Genomic DNA, 17,520 nt, shown 5'->3' on the forward strand with positions numbered 1-17,520 from the left:
AAATCAATAAAAAAAAGTAATTGGTGAAATAAATTTAATAAAATAGATTATTTTTTTGAAATTACCTCAATAAACCGAAAAATATTCAGAGAAATGATGAAAAAGCAGTTGAAATGTTGAATAAGGTACCTTCCACGGCACGTTTAAATACTTTCATTATATCGGGAATGAATACACATTTTCCAGAGAAGGGGACTTAAAAACCTGTGAAAGCTGACTTTATAGGTGAGAGGCTGGTATTATGTACCTGGATAGATTTGTCATGTAAAGAAAAGTTACTTATTATTACGTGATAAGTGCCCCATGTATATTTTTATAAGAAATTGGTTATCTGAAAATATACCCCTGCAAATGATCCAACCATATCATATGCTGTAAAAAGGCAGGAATAGTAATTAGTATTTTAATCCTTCAATACCGTTTATGCGTTTTTTTACCCTGATTCTGCTGTTTATTGCTGTTGATGTATCTGCCCAGTTTACTAATGGTTTTGAATATATTCATTCCAGAGAGGGACATAATGTATGGGATAAGAATACGATGATCTGGCGTTGTATAAAAGCTATGAAAACGGATGCTGCTAATAAAGAAGCCGTTCAGATCTGCACTTGCCAGGTAGAGGCGATCGATCGGTATTTTCCTATGGGGAAGATAAAGAAGTACGAGCGTTTGTATCCCACTTTATCATTGGCTAAACTGATTGAAGAGGATACCGTACTTCAGCGGCGTATTGATCAATGCTACGAGGCAGCTTCCAATGCCAATCTTTTTTTCTCACCTGTTCAGATCCTGGCTTATCGTGATTCCATGGCTGCTTATATCCGTCAAAATAAAAAAGAACCACTGGATGAAAGCAGGATAAATGCTTATTGCAATTGTGCGGTATCTATTATGGCGAAACGGAAAATAAACGCGCAAAACATCAAGGATATAAATGACCCCAATTCCATGTTGTTTAATGAAATTGCCTATAGCTGCGGTGGTTATCCATATAAGAAAATATCTCCTACCGCCGCCTGGAAAGTAACAGATAGTCTGGATGTAACCGGTAACAAAAAAATTGATTCTGTTGATGTAGTGACCATTAGTGGCATGACGAAGCTGAAAGTGAAAATAGGCCCGGTGGTAAACGTATGGATGCTGGATTGTGGCGCTACCGATATGCTGGTGTCAGAGACGCTGATCAATAAATTGATGGAATTGAAACTGGTCTCAAAAAATGATTTCCTGGGACAGCAAACATATAACCTTGCTAATGGCAAGGAACTGTTGTGTGATGTATACAAAATCAACAATGTCCAGGTGGGGAAGTTCACTGTGAATAACCTTGTTATTGGTGCTTCTAAAGAGACGGACAGCTTTTTATTGGGTAAAACTTTTCTCAATAAATTCCGGCGCTGGTCTATTGATAACCAGCATAACCAATTGATTTTAGAAAAATAATGTTACCAGGGAGATGTTAATGGGGATAGGCTAAAAACAGAAAACCCGCGACTAGCGCGGGTTTCTTCGAGATTTTGCGGACCGGACGGGACTCGAACCCGCGACCTCCGCCGTGACAGGGCGGCATTCTAACCAACTGAACTACCGATCCATTCCAAAAAGCTACTAAGAACTTGTCTCCCAATTCGTTGTATTGTTCCGTTTTGGGATTGCAAAGATAGCAACAAAGTTTTCAATTAAGCAAATCTTTTTTAAAAAATATTTTCAGCGTTATCTTTACAGCCGATCTTTAACCAATTTAATCAAATTATGCAATTCCTGGATTTCGAGAAACCTATCGCTGACTTATATGAGCAGCTGGATAAGCTGAAGGAAAATGGTGAAAAATCAGGCGTAGATGTATCCGCTACTGTAAGCGAGTATGAGCAGAAAATTGCTGATACCCGGCAGAATATCTACACCAAACTCACCGCCTGGCAGCGTGTACAGCTGAGCCGTCATCCGGATAGGCCCTATACTCTGGCGTATATCGAAAAAATGTGCACCAACTTTACGGAACTGCATGGCGACCGGAATGTAAAAGACGATAAGGCCATGGTAGGCGGTTTTGCCGACCTCGATGGCGAAACAGTCATGTTTATCGGTCAGCAAAAGGGGGTAAACACCAAAATGCGCCAGCTCAGGAACTTTGGTATGGCCAATCCGGAAGGTTACCGTAAGGCCCTGCGCCTGATGAAACTGGCCGAAAGGTTTAACAAGCCTATTGTTACACTGATCGATACGCCCGGAGCTTATCCCGGTCTGGAAGCAGAGGAAAGAGGCCAGGCAGAAGCGATTGCCCGCAATCTCTTTGAAATGGTAAAACTGCGTGTCCCCGTCATCTGTATCATCATAGGGGAGGGTGCCTCCGGCGGTGCGTTGGGCATTGGTATCGGTGATCGCGTATTTATGCTGGAAAATAGCTGGTATACCGTAATTTCTCCGGAAAACTGCTCTACTATTCTGTGGAGAAGCTGGAATTTCAAAGAGAAAGCTGCTGAAGAGCTGAAACTGACCTCGGATTATATGAGCCAGTTTGGTCTGGTAGACGGAATTGTTCGTGAACCACTCGGTGGCGCACACGTAAATCCTGATGAAATGGCCCATCTGTTAAAGGTCCGCATCAAGGAAACACTGGCAGAATTGAAGAAAATTGATCCGGAAACTCGCATAGAACAACGTATCGATAAGTTCTCCCGCATGGGCTTCTACGAAGAGAAATAAAAAAATATTTAGAGATAACAATAAAAATTTCGAATTTCGGCCTTCGGAATTCGAAATTTTTATTTTCCCGTAAACGCAATATGGAACAACTAAAAGGCACCGGGGTGGCATTGGTAACACCCTTTAAAGCAGATGAAAGCATAGATTGGAATGCTTTGGAAAAGTTGATCAACTACGTGATCGATGGCGGCGTGAACTATGTTGTGTCTTTAGGCACAACTGGTGAAACTCCTACTCTTTCTGCAGATGAAAAGCTGGATTTGATAAAATTCACTTTCGAAAAGGTGTCGAAGCGGGTGCCGGTAGTGATTGGTGTTGGCGATTATAACACACGGGATGTGGTGAAACGTCTGGAACAATGCCCGCTGGATGAAGCGGCAGCAGTGCTCAGCGTAGCGCCATATTATAGCAAGCCTACCCAGGAGGGAATTTATCAGCACTACAAAACCATTGCTGCTGCTTCCCCTAAACCAATTATTCTGTACAATGTTCCTGGTCGTACCGGCCGTAACATGACAGCTGAAACCACTTTGCGCCTGGCGCATGAAGTGGAAAACATCATTGCGATGAAGGAAGCTTCCGGCGATATGATGCAGTGTATGCAGATTATCCGCGATAAACCAAAGGATTTCCTGGTGATCAGCGGTGACGATGGTCTGGCACTGGCGCAACTGGCCTGTGGTATGGATGGTGTAATTTCCGTAGCTGCCAATTATTTTGCGGCTGATTTCTCCAGCATGGTACATGCCGCGCTGGTAAACGATTATCCGGCTGCACGTATCCTCAATAACAAAATGCTGGAAGGATTTGACCTGATGTTCTCTGAGAACAATCCGGCTGGTATTAAGGCATTCCTGCATCATGCAGGAATCGTGGAAAATAGTTTCCGCCTGCCTGTAATGCCTGTTACAGATGGACTGTATGGCAAAATAAACGCCTACCTGAATAACTACTAACAGTTAAACTTAACATAAAAATGCAGCAGTGTTCCCGGGAGCACTGCTGCATTTTGCGTTTTGGGGAAGCCCGGGAGATTAAACAATATAGGTGACACCCTCTGTTCCAATCTCCGTATTAGGAAAAACAGGCCTGGATTCATCCAGGAAAGGCTGTAATTCAGTGTATTTCGAAGAAAAATGTCCGATCAGCAATGTTTTTACTGCCGCCGCCGCTGCCAGTGAGGCTGCCTGTACCGACGTGCTGTGATAACGTTCTGCTGCGCGTTCCTGTAAATCATGCAGATAGGTAGTTTCATGATACATCATGTCTGCATCCTTGAGCCATGGCAACAACGCAGGATCATAAAGCGTGTCGGCACAATATACATACCGCTTTCCGGGCGCGGGTGCTACCGTTACCCAGTCGTTTTTTACCAGGGTGCCATCTTTCCGCAGATAATCCGCGCCATCCTGCAATTTGCTGAAGTATGCAGCAGGAATCTCGTAAGCCCGGGCCTGATCGGGGATCAGCTTGCGTTTGCGCTTTTGCATCTCAAAAGAAAAACCAAAACACGAAATACGGTGCTGCGTAGGAAAACAGCTGACCCTTAAGTCTTTATCTTCCAATATAATACCGCTATAACCCGGTTGAAGGGGAACAAAGGATAACTCAAATTTCAAAACCGTACCGGAACAATCCAGTTGTAATTGAATAATTTGTTCCAGCTCCGGTGGCGCATACACGCTGATCGGGTCTGTACGGCCCATGAGGCTGAGCGTGTTCAACAAGCCTATTAAACCGAAATAATGATCTCCGTGAAGGTGGCTGATGAAAATATACCTCAGTTTACTGCGTTTGATCCGGTACTTCGCTATTTGTAATTGTGTGCCTTCGCCGCAATCTACCAGCAGCAACTGCTCATTGCAGGTAACTACCTGGGCGGTGGGGTGCCTGTCCAGCGTGGGGATAGCGGAATTGTTACCTAATATTGTGACTGCGAACATGTAATTTGCTTTTATAGTGCTGTGGCCGGTTTTGTATACATCACCCTAACGTGGGAGTGCAAAAATACTGCAGCCACTCCTTGCTTACTCCAATCCATCCAGTAATTCCCTTTCCAGCTCTTCCATCATGACGAGGTCTATTGCCTCCGCCATTGTTGGTGCAAGATTGAGCATTTCATCTCCCGCCGCCTTCAGTTCGGCTGTTAAAGTGTTGTTAAGGCCGGTAACAGCGCAGGAGAAATTATTGTCATACATACGTTGATACACTGTTAAAATGGCTTCCACGCCCGTTGCATCGATTTTTTGTACCAATGTCATATCCAGTATGAGATTGCGTCCTTCCAGTTCCGGCAATGAGGTTGCAGTGGCGATGAAATCATCTGACAAATTAGCATCCAGGGCGACTTCTTCCGGACAAAAAACGACTATTTTTTCTTTGGTATCAATTTTGAATTTCATGCGTTGGACGTTGTTTTATACATTTAGTAAAAATAAATTTTGAACAGAGGGAACCCGCCTATAAAATATAACCGCAAGAGATCGAAACAGAAACCTCTTTTTCTTCGTAGATATTTTTAAACGAACGTACCCGCATCAACGCAAAAATAATTCTTATACTATTAAAGTGTAAGTTGTTTAAGTTTAAAAAAGGAATAACTTCATTTCGACGCAAAGCGTGATAATCGTAAGTCAGAATTATTCGTTATTATTGTATAAGCAAGCCCCCGTAAGGGTTTTTGATAATTTAATAATCTCACAATGGACCAGAATTTTTCACCGCAAGTTAAGGAGATCATTTCGTTCAGCAGAGAGGAAGCTTTACGCCTGGGAAATGACTTCATAGGTACTGAACACCTGCTGTTAGGTATTATTCGAGAAGGCGAAGGCACGGCCGTAAAGATTCTGCAGGCTTTGAACGTAGATCTGTATGAGTTACGCAAGGAAGTAGAGCTGGCTGTTAAAGATAAGACCGGAAAGAACATCGCTAACATCAATAGCCTCCCGCTTACCAGACAGGCAGAGAAAGTTATACGGGTTACCGTATTGGAAGCCAAAGCACTTAAAAGCGCTACGGTGGAAACGGAACACCTCATGCTTTCTATACTCAAGAATAAGGAAAACGTTTGTACACAAATCTTACAACAATTTGACGTGGACTACGATACTTTTAAAAACGAACTGGGCTTTGTAAAATCTGCGGACCCTAAATCAGAGTTTGATGATCCGGGCGAGGAAGAGTTTGAGGACGAAAGAAAGAGTTACGCATCCAAAGCCAAACAGACAAATACCAAATCCAAGACGCCCGTACTGGATAACTTTGGTAGAGATATTACCAAGCTGGCCGAGAGTGGCAGCTTAGACCCGATTGTTGGCCGCGAGCAGGAAATTGAGCGAGTTTCGCAGATCCTTTCGCGCCGTAAAAAGAACAATCCGATCCTTATTGGTGAACCCGGTGTGGGTAAAACCGCCATCGTGGAAGGTTTGGCGCTGCGTATCGTGCAGCGTAAAGTTTCCCGCGTGCTTTTCGACAAGCGCGTGGTAAGCCTCGACCTCGCCGCCCTGGTGGCCGGTACCAAATACCGTGGCCAGTTTGAAGAAAGGATGAAGGCCATCATGAACGAACTCGAAAAAAACAGGGATGTGATCCTGTTTATCGATGAAATTCATACAATCGTTGGCGCTGGAGGTGCTTCCGGTTCGCTGGACGCTTCCAACATCTTTAAACCGGCACTGGCCAGGGGAGAACTCCAATGCATTGGCGCTTCTACCCTCGACGAGTACCGTATGTACATCGAGAAAGATGGCGCACTCGACCGTCGTTTCCAGAAAGTAATGGTGGAACCACCTACCGTGGATGAAACCATTCAGATCCTCAACAACATCAAGCCGCGTTATGAAGAATACCATAACGTAAGCTATACTGATGCAGCGATTGATGCCTGTGTGAAACTCAGCGACCGCTACATGACCGACCGTCTTCTGCCAGACAAGGCGATTGACGTACTCGATGAAGTAGGCGCAAGGGTGCACCTGAAAAACATCAATGTGCCGCAGAATATCCTCGATCTGGAAAAACAGATAGAAGATATTAAACAGGAAAAAAATAAAGTAGTAAAAAGCCAACGCTTCGAAGAAGCCGCTGCTTTACGCGATACGGAAAAGAAACTGGGAGAAGACCTGGAACGCGCTAAAGCCATGTGGGAAGAAGAAGTGAAGCACAAACGCTACCCGATCGATGAAGAAGCCATCGCGGAAGTTGTAAGCATGATGACCGGTATCCCTGTAAAAAGGATGGTACAGGCCGAAACTGAAAAACTCCGTCGCATGGGTGAAGACCTCAAAGGTGCCGTGGTTGGACAGGACGAAGCCATCAGCAAAGTCACCAAAGCCATTCAGCGTAACCGCGTAGGTCTGAAAGATCCTAAAAAACCGATCGGTACCTTTATATTCCTCGGTCCTACCGGGGTTGGTAAAACAGAGCTCGCCAAATCACTGGCCCGCTATATGTTCGACTCTGACGAAGCTTTAATCCGCATCGATATGAGTGAATACATGGAGAAATTCTCTGTTAGCCGCCTCATCGGAGCGCCTCCGGGATATGTTGGATACGAAGAAGGTGGTCAGCTGACTGAAAAGGTTCGCCGCAAACCGTACTCCGTGATCCTCCTGGATGAAATTGAAAAAGCACATCCGGATATTTATAACCTCCTGTTGCAGGTATTGGATGATGGTATCCTCACTGATGGCCTTGGCCGTAAAGTGGATTTCAAAAATACCCTCATCATCATGACCTCCAATATCGGAGCCCGTCAGTTGAAAGATTTCGGTGCCGGTGTAGGTTTCACTACCACCACCAGAGCCGTAAACGAAGAAGAGAACACCAAATCAGTGATCGAAAAAGCACTGAAACGTACCTTCTCTCCTGAATTCCTGAACAGGATCGACGACGTGATCATCTTTAACTCCCTGGCGAAAGAGCACATCTACACCATTATCGATATCACGATGAAGAGTGTATTGAAACGTCTCAACAACCTCGGATTCAGCCTGGAACTGACAGACGAAGCGAAAGGCTTCCTGGCAGATAAAGGTTACGATCAGCAGTTCGGTGCAAGACCGCTGCACAGGGCCATCCAGAAATACCTGGAAGATCCTTTGGCAGAAGAAATCCTCAACATGAACATTCATGATGGCGATGTACTCGTAGCGGACCTGGATAAGGAAAACCAGAAACTGATCTTCACCCTGAAGAATAACTCTTCCAAGAGCAAATCAGAGAAATCAGAAGCGTAAGTAATTACGTTGTAATAACATAAACAAAGAGCCCGTCAGCATAAACGCTGACGGGCTCTTTGTTTCATCATATGTTATAACATCTTCATGTTAACCGCACAGCTTGTACCGCTTTATCCCCCAAAATCCATCCCCCACAGGCTTTCTCCTGTTTCTTTCCTACCTGGTAATTCTCCCGCATACCCATATATGGTTATTTTATACACTGCATAAGTATAGTTATCAAGTTAAAAATGGTATGATCATGTCATTTTTTAAAAAGATATAATATGTCATATTTGCACTATGTATTTAGTATGATGTTTATCATATTATCTGTACTAAATAATAATAATATTTTGCTATTAACCGAATAGGCAAACTTGATTAATTCCTGAAGCTCGATCGATTTACTATTTATCCTTATTCCTTTCACACCGGTAAACAGTAGTACCGGAGGTGTACTTGATATTAACTATTTATCCCTATTTCTATGAAATCATCTTTACGCAGTGTCGTACGCGTTATGTTGATTGGCGGTGCAGGCTTTATTGCCTCCCAGGCCAATGCACAGCTGAAAGTAGGTAAAAATCCTACCACAATCGAAAAGTCGGCCATCCTGGACCTGGACGCAGATAAACAAGGTTTACTCCTTCCCCGTTTGCTGGATACCCTGGACATAAACGGATTAACACCTCCCAATGGGATGGTTATTTTCCTGAAGAAAGCCGGCGCCGAAGGATTCTATGTAAGAAACCATGGTTACTGGGAAAAAATGGCCAATTCCTCAGACGTGGCCAGCACCTGGAGTATGAAAGGTAATGCTGCCACATCTGCCGACTTCATCGGAACGACCAATTCCATCCCCTTTTCTATCCGCGCTAACAATGTAGAAGGAATTGTGGTGAAAGACGGTTACACTTTCCTGAAAAAGTTGGACCTCACTACAGGAGTAGACGTGGTAATGGTTGATAAAACCGATGGAAAAATCAGCTACCGCACTATCTCTGAATCTGCTTTTTCCAATGCGATCAATGAACTGAACGGGTTGACAGCCACCAAGCAGAAACTAACCACTGGCGCCGCTGCAACAGCCGGAGGTAATGCTAATGACTATAAGTTTTCCACCAGCGGCACAGATACGCATGTATTGACTATCGCAACCCAGGACGGTACCGGTACTGTAGGATACGGTTTGCTCAGCTCAGCTGATTTCAACAAGTTTAAAAAAGCAGTTGACTTACAGATCAATACTTTCGCTACTGCCAGCAACGCAAAAGGCTTGTCGTACGATAACACCGGTACAAACGCATTACTTACCCTGCACCCCGCAGATGCGACTAATCCTGGTGCTGTTTCCACTGTGGCACAGGAATTCAATGGCCTGAAAACATTCCTGAATACTATCACCGGTAATGAAGACCTCAGCATCACCAAGAAAGGTACTTTCGGAACAGGGGTGATTGTAACTACTGGCGGCGCCACTATCACAGGTGATTCCCGTGTAACAGGCAAATTCGATGTAGCAGGAGCCGGCGGTAACCTCACTGTGGCAGGTACTACCGGCCTGGCAGGCACATTGGATGTAACTGGTGCAACCAAACTGGCCAACACACTGGATGTAGCGGAAAAAGCTACCCTCGCAAAAGATCTGCAGGTAAAAGGGAATACATTACTCGACAACAATTTAACGCTGACCAATATTGCTGATGGCGCTGCAACAGATAACGTGGTACTGTTACGTCAGGGAACAACGGGTACTGTAGTGAAGAGGGCTCTTTCCTCCTCTGCCTTTACAGATCTGACCTTTGCTACTGACCACGCAGGACTGGATCTCGCTGTTGCAAAAGACGCATCAAATAAAGTAACCATCAGCATACCTATTGCTGCACCTACTACTCCTGGTGGTTTGATGAGCAACGACAAACAGAGTTTTGCCGGCGCCAAGAAATTTGGTAATGAAGTATCTATCCAGAAAAATGTAAGTATTGGTGATACCACAAACGCAGCTACTTCTACTTTACAGGTAGCAGGTTCTCTGGCCATGACTATTACTACTTTAAGTACTGCCGGATCTTATACTGTAAAAGAAACCGACAACACTATCCTGGTAAGTGTTAATGGTGCATGCACCGTAGTATTGCCAGCTGCCACCACCTGCACCGGCCGTATCTATACCGTGAAGAAAATACCCGCTGCCGGCGCTACCGACGATACCAATATCGATAACGACGTGAAAATCACTTCTGCTGGTGGTACAGTGGAAGGTGGTACACAACTCGCCATCTACAACGACTGGACTTTCTACACTATTCAGTCAAATGGTACAAACTGGTACGTGATCAAGAAATAATCTCACATCATACTCAGAACGGCTATGTAGTCAACACATAGCCGTTCTATTTCCTCTCTGGGTACATTCCTAAAATGTTGTTGTATGAAGCTGCAAGGGCTTGTAAAAGTATGTGCTGCAGTGCTGTTTTGCTTAGGTAATCAGCAGCTGAAAGCACAGCAATTGAAGCTGGGAACTAATCCTTCTCTAACAAAACAATCTGCTATTCTCGAACTGGAAAGCAAAAAGCAGGCGCTCCTGATTACCCGCATCGCCGATAGTAACCAGATCGTTTCACCGGTAAACGGGATGATTATTTACCTGGAGTCTGACAACACATTCCGTGTCCGGGCCAATAATTACTGGAATAAACTCATTGCTGATGGCGCTGTCAAAACCATTAACGGAGATGCTGCTGCCGTACAGAATATAACTGCTGTAAATACAGCCGGTACTTTCGGCTTCAACACTACAGCAGGTACCCATAAACTGACCATCCCTGATGCCACTACTACCGCTGCGGGTTTCATGAACCTGGGCGCACAATCATTCAAAGGTCTTAAAACCTTCACCGAAGGATTGTATACAAAATCATTGCGTGTAACCGATGACGTTAGTACGCCTACAAAATTATTAGGGAAAGATGTAAATGGAGATATCGCTTCACTTACGCTGGACGGTAACATGTCCATCACTGCTGGCCAGTTGAACGTGGCAAATGGTACCGCCTCGTGGAATGCCAATAAATTAAAGAGTATAGATATTGATTTCACCGTGGCACCCACCACTAACCAGGTGCTTACGTATGATGGTACAAAATGGATCGCGAAGAACGGCGCTACCGGTACCGGAACGGTGACTTCGGTAGGATTGACAATGCCAGGTATTTTCACGGTATCAGGATCACCGGTTACTACAAGTGGCACATTGGCCGCAAGCCTGAATCCACAGGCGGCCAAGGCCGTTTTGGTTGGCCCAATCAGCGGAGGCCTGACCACACCTACTTTCCGTGCATTAGAGGTTACTGATCTGCCAGATCTTTCCGGTTCTTATATCAAGAACACAACAACAACGCAAGCAACTTCAAACTTTAATATATCCGGTGCCGGTGTGATAGGTACCACACTTACTGTGACAGGTCTGGGAGCAGCAGGCTCTATTCCCTTTACAGGTTCAGGTGGACTAATATCTGTTAATAACGCCGGCCTCAGCTGGAATAACGCTACACCAAAATTAACAGTAGGCGGTACCATGCGGTTGACCGGTAACATTGGTACAGCCACTACAAAAATATTAGGACGTGATAACAACGGTGATATCAGCAACGTAAATCTCGACGCCACCACGTTGGATTTTACCACTACCGCCGGTACCGTGGCGGTAAAAAAAGGAGATGCGATCTGGAATGCCAGCCAGTTGCAGGGGAAAGCGATTGCGAGCCCTTTGAATCCTGCAGACGGACAGGTGTTAAAGTGGAACCAGGCCTCGTCCACCTTTGTACCAGCAGAAGATATCACCGGTGGTACCTCCTATGGAGATATACCAGCCCCTACTGACGACATCAGTGGAGCTACTTCTACAGATCCTTTGTTCAGAATGAAAATCTGGAAAGGTTCCGGCAAAGTATCAAACGGTCCTAATACGGGACCCACAGGAGCTGCCGCATGGAGTGTTTTGGCTTTCCAGAATTCAAGCGGAGGTAACCAATATACCACACATCTTTATTTCGATAAAAATACACTCGCCATGAAGGAATGGGGTGGAGGAATACCACTCACAACGAATGCTGGAAATGGGTGGTATAAAGTAGTGACAACCGCTGGTGATAATATATTTGATAACGGCGGTATACTATATGCCAGTATGACTTCAGATGCTACTTCGGAAGTAACACAGGACTACGCTAATTTTTTCTGGGATAAGACTAATAAAAGACTGGGGATTAAAACAAATACGCCAACTGCTAATCTTGACGTTAATGGTACTGTGAAACTTGGTACTGATGGGGATGTGTTTAACAGCCTTATCAAAGATGTTGCTACCAATACATCAAAATCAGTTGCTAAGGGCATCGGATTTATTGTAATCCCTTACACAGGAGCCAAAGTAAATGGTGTAGTCACTGTTTCCCCACGCACTGATCCCACAACCAATGTATTTATGATCGGGGCTGCCAGTATCAGAGCTGCAAATACCATTACGGTACAGGTATATAACACGGGTACGGCTACAAATAGTACATTCAATGCTATCTCCTGGGATATTACCATCATTCAGTAATCATTAAATGAGAAAAATATACTGCATCATATGGCTACTGATTTCTTTTGCTGGCGGAGCCTCCGCCCAGCAAGGGGTCTACATCCCTGCCGGCGCTACCGTATGGCTCGCCGGTAATACCAACGTAGGCATCTTCGCTGATATGACCAACAACGGTATCCTCGGTTCCAATCCAAATACTACCTTTTATTTCCTCAGTAAACTATGGACTAACGGTAACGGTGCTACGCTTCCGGATGAAAGTGCGGATGGCATCTCCGGTACCGGCGGTACTTTTCTTTTCTCAGGTAATACGCAACAAAAAGTATTTGGTGCTTATAGCTTCATTTCACGCACAGGCGCCAGTTTTCCGAACTTACAACTGAATAATCCTGCCGGTTTATTGCTGGATGATCTCAGCGATCTGAAGATCCGCAACAACCTGCATTTTGCAAATGGCCGGATCTATCTCAATGGCTGGAACCTGCAGGTAGGTGAAAAAAATCCCGGTAGCATTACCGGCTACAACGATGGCCGTTATGTGGTGACCGGCAAAGGAATCGCTGGTGGATTATTATATCGTGCCGCCATCAGTAATGCCGATGGGAAAGTAGTATACCCGATAGGAACGGATGATGACAGTTATTCTCCTGCGGCGGTGCTGATTACCGGCGCAAAGGATATGATCGGCGCCCGCACCTACGACAGCGTTTTCACAGTAGCTGCAGGCGGTACTTCCTATCCTGACAGCTTTGTAAATAAATCCTGGAATATTCGCCGGGCAGATAATAGTGGGGGAGAAGTAGATGTGATTCTCCAGCATATGGATGTCAGTGAACTGCCGGCTTATGCTACTTCCCGCGATAGCAGTTTCATTACCCGCTTTGTAAGCGGTGTATGGGATTTTATGCAGACTATTCCAAACAAGCCGTTGGCGGGTACCTTGAGCACTACTGCCATGAATCAGCCGGCTACTATGCACCTGCGCCATTTCAACGATCTCGGTGGCAGCGAATATTTTGCAAAAACCGCATTGATTGGATCGGCTAAACCTGTCATGTTCCTCAGCTTTGAGGCATATCGCATTACTCCTACCGTGGTACAGCTGGACTGGACCACCAGCCGGGAAATTTATAATGCCCGGTTTGAAATTGAACGCCGCTACGAAAGAGAAGAAGGATTCGTAAAAATAGGTATCCTGCCTACTAAAGCCATCAATGGTAATAGCAGTACGCCATTCAGTTATACCTACCCGGATGTAAATGATTACGACGATTGGACCTATTATCGTATTAAGGCAGTGGGCAAAAACGGCAAAATTGTTTATTCTGAAGTCCGTGCAGTGCCGCCATTCGTTCAGATCAACGTATTCCCGAACCCGAATAATGGTCATTTTAAAGTCAAAATACGTGGTCTCCGTGGAGATATGCTCATACAACTCCGCGATACCTGGAGCCAGGTAATGCGTTCTTATGAAGTGAAAAAAGATGCAGACGTAAACATGTCAGATCTCCCTGCTGGTATGTACTTCCTGGTGATTTACCATAAAGAAACAATGAAAGTGGCCTACACCTGTAAGGTAGTAGTGGCACAATAAAAAGGTTGGAATTTCCCCCTATCGGAAATTCCAACCCTTTTGTTTTGATTTTCTCGGAGATTTGCCCCAATTTTGTAGCGTTCTTCCCTATAGACGATTCATTTAAACAGCTAGTTTTGAAAAAAATAATCATCACGATAGATGGCTACTCTTCATGTGGCAAAAGCACCTTAGCAAAGCAATTGGCTAAGAAGCTGAACTATACTTATATAGACAGCGGTGCGATGTATCGTGCGATTACCCTTTATTTTATTCAAAACCGCATCGACTGGCAGTCACATGAAGCGGTGGCGGCTGCATTAAGGGATGTACACCTGGATTTTGTGCCTAATTCCCTCACCGGGCTCAGTGAAATGTACCTCAATAACGAAAATGTGGAACACCTGATCCGCGAAATGGTGGTGGCTGAAAAGGTAAGCGAGGTGGCTGCAGTGAAAGAGGTACGCGACCTGGCCGTGGCGCAGCAAAAGAAAATGGGCGCCCGCAAAGGCATTGTGATGGATGGCCGCGATATCGGTACGGTGGTTTTCCCACATGCAGAACTGAAGATCTTTATGACCGCTGAAATCGCGATCCGTGTTCAGCGCAGGTTTAAAGAGATATATGAGAAAAACAGGAACATTACCCTGGAAGAAGTAAAACAGAACCTCGAACTGAGAGATTATATAGATGCCAACCGTGAAATCAGCCCATTACGGAAGGCAGATGATGCTATCATCCTGGATAACAGCCACTTGAATCTTGAAGACCAGCTTCAACTTGTCATGCAGTGGGTAGAAGATGCGATCATGGCGCATTCCTCATAAAATATTATTTTCTTTTATTAAAACTCTTTTATACATTTGTTATGTGACTGGTTAGTCACCAACCCGATAATTTTTCCACATCCTCAGAAATTTCCAACAGAATTTTAATTGAATGCCAAATGGCGCCATTTTTTATGGGCATTTTGTGCATCCCAACCTGATCCTCCCTGAAAAATACTGCTTAGGTAATTTTTGTATGGACTGAAGTCGCTGTGCCGTTGATTAGAGTGAATAAGACAAGAAGAATAGTTGCGTAAGACGCGTTATCATATATCGTGCTTTCGGAAAGAAAGGTCTTATCCTAGCTATATCCACAAGGACCCTTTGCTATTAACCGATTATAATATCAATATAATATAAAATTCAGTCTGTGTGGGTATAACCGCTACCAGCAGACATTTAAGGTAATGTGGGATGGCGTGGCACGCCATGGCCGTTCCATATTTTCAGTAGGTGTATTCGGTTAATAGGAAGAAGGGGCGAATTCTTTCGCCCTTTCGCTTTTTTTAACTTTTTGATTGTCAGGTGAAGCCGGTTTGCCAGCTGAGTGTCCATTTACTCCGTTATCTTCAAATCGCTACACGTTATTCGTAATTCTTTTTTTAAATTGTGTAGTCACACAGACCAGCCAATGTCTATAAAAGGTGTATGTTTTTTATGCTTGCTCCTGTTGGGAGCCTGTCTTGCGGCGATAGCCCAGGATTCACTGCGTGTATACCGGCTGCTCGATTCTATTCACCAACTACCGGCAGATACGGGAAAAGTGTCGTTGCTGCTAAATAAAGGCAGGGCAAACAGCCGCTTTTTTGAATCCCGTAAAGGCGAAAATCTCTTTTGGCAGGAAGCACTCACCATAGCACAGCAGATCAGATACCCTAAAGGAATTTCATTGATTTACAATGAAATCGGCACCAGCAAGCGAAATAAATCACTCTACATCATTGCAGAAGACTTTCATGAGAAAGCCCTCAAGGCCGCTGAAGAAGCGAAGGATACACTGCTCATCGCCTTCTCGCTGAATAACGCAGGCGTTGATTGCCGGCGGCAGGACAAATTGCAGAAAGCCTTCGACTATCACGTAAAAGCACTTACCCTCGCAGAAAGCATTAATGATGTCCGGAATATCTGCGTGGCCACCAACAGTATCGGGAACATCCAGCTGACAACAGAAAAATATGACGACGCCATCAATCATTTCAGCCGTGCACTGGAGCTGGAAGAAAAAAGCAATAATGAGCTGGGCGTGGCCATTAACCTGGGTAACCTGGGATATGCCTACCAGGGACAGAACAAACTCGACCTGGCCATTCAATATTACAAACGTTCACTGGTGATGAACCAGAAAATGGACCGGGCTATCGGTATGGCTATCTGCTACAATGCGCTCGGTGCTGCCTATAAAGAAAAGAAAGATTATCCTGCCGCTATGGAATACCTGCAGAAGGCCCTGGAGGTAAATGATAAGGTAGAAGATAAAGTACATGTGGCAGAAAGCTATCTCAGTATCGGGAAGCTTTTAGGTGCGGAAGGCAGACACGCCGAAGCCCGTGAATATATCCAGCAGTCGATTGATATCAGTACTTTCTGGGGTTTTAAATCCATGCTCATGGACGCTTATAAAGCCCTGGCAGCCGATTTTAAGACCAGCGGCGATTTTGAAAAATCACTGGAAGCCACCGATAAATCACTGCTGTATAAAGATAGTATCCTGGATGAGAAATCGGCCATGGCGCTGGCACAGATGCAAACCATCTACGAGGTTGACAGAAAGGATAACCACATCCGGAACCTGGAGCACGATAAAATGGTGGTAGCACTCCGTACCAAGCGCAATGTGGTCGTTACTTTTTTCCTGGCAGCCTTCCTGTTAATGGCTATTGTAGGGGGATTTTTCTATATCCGTCACCGTAATCTGCAGGCCAATAAACAAACACTCCAGCTGGAACTGCGTTCACTCCGCTCCCAGATGAACCCGCATTTCATTTTTAATTCCCTCAGTTCTATTCACCGGTATATCTGGAGTAATAACCAGGAAGAAGCATCTGATTATCTGACCAAGTTTTCCCGGCTCATGCGCCTCATCCTGGATAATACCCAGCATACTTTTGTAACACTGAATAAAGAACTGGAATCACTCAGGTTGTATCTTGACCTGGAATCATTGCGCTGTAACGGTATCTTTGAATACCGCTTTTTCATAGATGCAGATATCAATGATGATGAAGTGCTGATACCTCCTATGATATTACAACCCTATGTGGAAAATGCCATCTGGCATGGATTGGTGCATAAGCACCCGGATGAAAAAGGAATACTGGATATTGAAATCGTATTAAATAAGAGAAGCCTGGTATGTACTATCACGGATAATGGCATTGGCAGAAAGAAGGCCATGGAGATCAAAGAAAAGAAAGGGCGCCTGCATAATTCAGTAGGTATGAAAGTGACAGAAGGCCGGATAGACCTGATCCGGAAAATCAATAACAAAGAGGCCAGGGTGACCATCACCGACCTGGAAGATGAATCCGGCAAAGCAACAGGTACGAGAGTCTCCATTGTTTTGCCCGCTGAGTTTATATTTTAAAGGAACGATAAACCATAAAA

Annotated in this window: 11 protein-coding genes and 1 tRNA gene; 9 read left to right on the forward strand and 3 right to left on the reverse strand. The window is 44.7% G+C overall.

Features of this window, described 5'->3' with window-relative positions; genetic code table 11:
- Window positions 1–423 precede the first annotated feature (423 nt).
- Window positions 424–1,443, forward strand: a complete 1,020-nt coding sequence (locus BMW79_RS09525; RefSeq protein WP_089893693.1) for a retropepsin-like aspartic protease — start codon at window positions 424–426, stop codon at window positions 1,441–1,443.
- Window positions 1,444–1,520: 77 nt separating this feature from the next.
- Here the strand turns inward: BMW79_RS09525 and BMW79_RS09530 are convergent.
- A tRNA-Asp gene (locus tag BMW79_RS09530) sits at window positions 1,521–1,594 on the reverse strand.
- Window positions 1,595–1,752: 158 nt separating this feature from the next.
- Between BMW79_RS09530 and BMW79_RS09535 the strand changes: the two genes are divergently transcribed.
- Both BMW79_RS09535 and dapA read left to right on the forward strand, forming a co-directional pair.
- Entirely contained in the window at window positions 1,753–2,706 is a 954-nt protein-coding gene (locus BMW79_RS09535) for an acetyl-CoA carboxylase carboxyltransferase subunit alpha (RefSeq protein ID WP_177192101.1), read from the forward strand.
- 80 nt (window positions 2,707–2,786) lie between these two features.
- Window positions 2,787–3,662: a 4-hydroxy-tetrahydrodipicolinate synthase gene (gene dapA, locus BMW79_RS09540; RefSeq protein WP_089893699.1), complete on the forward strand. Its 876-nt coding sequence runs from the start codon at window positions 2,787–2,789 to the stop codon at window positions 3,660–3,662.
- A 78-nt stretch (window positions 3,663–3,740) separates the two neighbouring features.
- Here dapA and BMW79_RS09545 read toward each other — a convergent pair whose 3' ends face one another.
- Both BMW79_RS09545 and BMW79_RS09550 read right to left on the reverse strand, forming a co-directional pair.
- Window positions 3,741–4,649, reverse strand: coding sequence for a ribonuclease Z (locus BMW79_RS09545; RefSeq protein WP_089893703.1), 909 nt, complete (start codon window positions 4,647–4,649; stop codon window positions 3,741–3,743).
- An 84-nt stretch (window positions 4,650–4,733) separates the two neighbouring features.
- Window positions 4,734–5,108 (reverse strand): STAS domain-containing protein, encoded by a 375-nt coding sequence (locus BMW79_RS09550; RefSeq protein WP_089893706.1) that lies wholly within the window; start codon window positions 5,106–5,108, stop codon window positions 4,734–4,736.
- Between the two features lie 300 nt (window positions 5,109–5,408).
- Between BMW79_RS09550 and BMW79_RS09555 the strand changes: the two genes are divergently transcribed.
- The 6 genes from BMW79_RS09555 to BMW79_RS09580 all read left to right on the forward strand — a co-directional run bounded on the left by BMW79_RS09555 (window position 5,409) and on the right by BMW79_RS09580 (window position 17,500).
- On the forward strand, window positions 5,409–7,943 hold the full coding sequence (locus BMW79_RS09555; RefSeq protein WP_089893709.1) for an ATP-dependent Clp protease ATP-binding subunit: 2,535 nt from the start codon (window positions 5,409–5,411) through the stop codon (window positions 7,941–7,943).
- Between the two features lie 472 nt (window positions 7,944–8,415).
- Window positions 8,416–10,275 (forward strand): hypothetical protein, encoded by a 1,860-nt coding sequence (locus BMW79_RS09560; RefSeq protein WP_143059116.1) that lies wholly within the window; start codon window positions 8,416–8,418, stop codon window positions 10,273–10,275.
- Window positions 10,276–10,359: 84 nt separating this feature from the next.
- Complete coding sequence (locus BMW79_RS09565) at window positions 10,360–12,534, forward strand: beta strand repeat-containing protein (protein WP_089893715.1); 2,175 nt, start codon at window positions 10,360–10,362, stop codon at window positions 12,532–12,534.
- 7 nt (window positions 12,535–12,541) lie between these two features.
- A complete protein-coding gene (locus BMW79_RS09570; RefSeq protein WP_089893718.1) occupies window positions 12,542–14,110 on the forward strand; it encodes a T9SS type A sorting domain-containing protein in 1,569 nt (522 codons plus the stop codon).
- Window positions 14,111–14,226: 116 nt separating this feature from the next.
- Window positions 14,227–14,916, forward strand: coding sequence for a (d)CMP kinase (gene cmk / locus BMW79_RS09575; RefSeq protein ID WP_089893721.1), 690 nt, complete (start codon window positions 14,227–14,229; stop codon window positions 14,914–14,916).
- Between the two features lie 631 nt (window positions 14,917–15,547).
- Window positions 15,548–17,500, forward strand: coding sequence for a tetratricopeptide repeat protein (locus BMW79_RS09580; RefSeq protein ID WP_089893725.1), 1,953 nt, complete (start codon window positions 15,548–15,550; stop codon window positions 17,498–17,500).
- Window positions 17,501–17,520 lie beyond the last annotated feature (20 nt).

This window comes from Chitinophaga arvensicola (assembly GCF_900110835.1).
GTDB lineage: Bacteria > Bacteroidota > Bacteroidia > Chitinophagales > Chitinophagaceae > Chitinophaga > Chitinophaga arvensicola.

Excerpts from the sequence above, each read along its gene's own strand:
- BMW79_RS09525 (WP_089893693.1), top strand. The coding sequence starts at position 424 with ATGCGTTTTTTTACCCTGATTCTGCTGTTTATTGCTGTTGATGTATCT.
- BMW79_RS09535 (WP_177192101.1), top strand. The coding sequence starts at position 1,753 with ATGCAATTCCTGGATTTCGAGAAACCTATCGCTGACTTATATGAGCAG.
- dapA (WP_089893699.1), top strand. The coding sequence starts at position 2,787 with ATGGAACAACTAAAAGGCACCGGGGTGGCATTGGTAACACCCTTTAAA.
- BMW79_RS09545 (WP_089893703.1), bottom strand. The coding sequence starts at position 4,649 with ATGTTCGCAGTCACAATATTAGGTAACAATTCCGCTATCCCCACGCTG.
- BMW79_RS09550 (WP_089893706.1), bottom strand. The coding sequence starts at position 5,108 with ATGAAATTCAAAATTGATACCAAAGAAAAAATAGTCGTTTTTTGTCCG.
- BMW79_RS09555 (WP_089893709.1), top strand. The coding sequence starts at position 5,409 with ATGGACCAGAATTTTTCACCGCAAGTTAAGGAGATCATTTCGTTCAGC.
- BMW79_RS09560 (WP_143059116.1), top strand. The coding sequence starts at position 8,416 with ATGAAATCATCTTTACGCAGTGTCGTACGCGTTATGTTGATTGGCGGT.
- BMW79_RS09565 (WP_089893715.1), top strand. The coding sequence starts at position 10,360 with ATGAAGCTGCAAGGGCTTGTAAAAGTATGTGCTGCAGTGCTGTTTTGC.
- BMW79_RS09570 (WP_089893718.1), top strand. The coding sequence starts at position 12,542 with ATGAGAAAAATATACTGCATCATATGGCTACTGATTTCTTTTGCTGGC.
- BMW79_RS09580 (WP_089893725.1), top strand. The coding sequence starts at position 15,548 with ATGTCTATAAAAGGTGTATGTTTTTTATGCTTGCTCCTGTTGGGAGCC.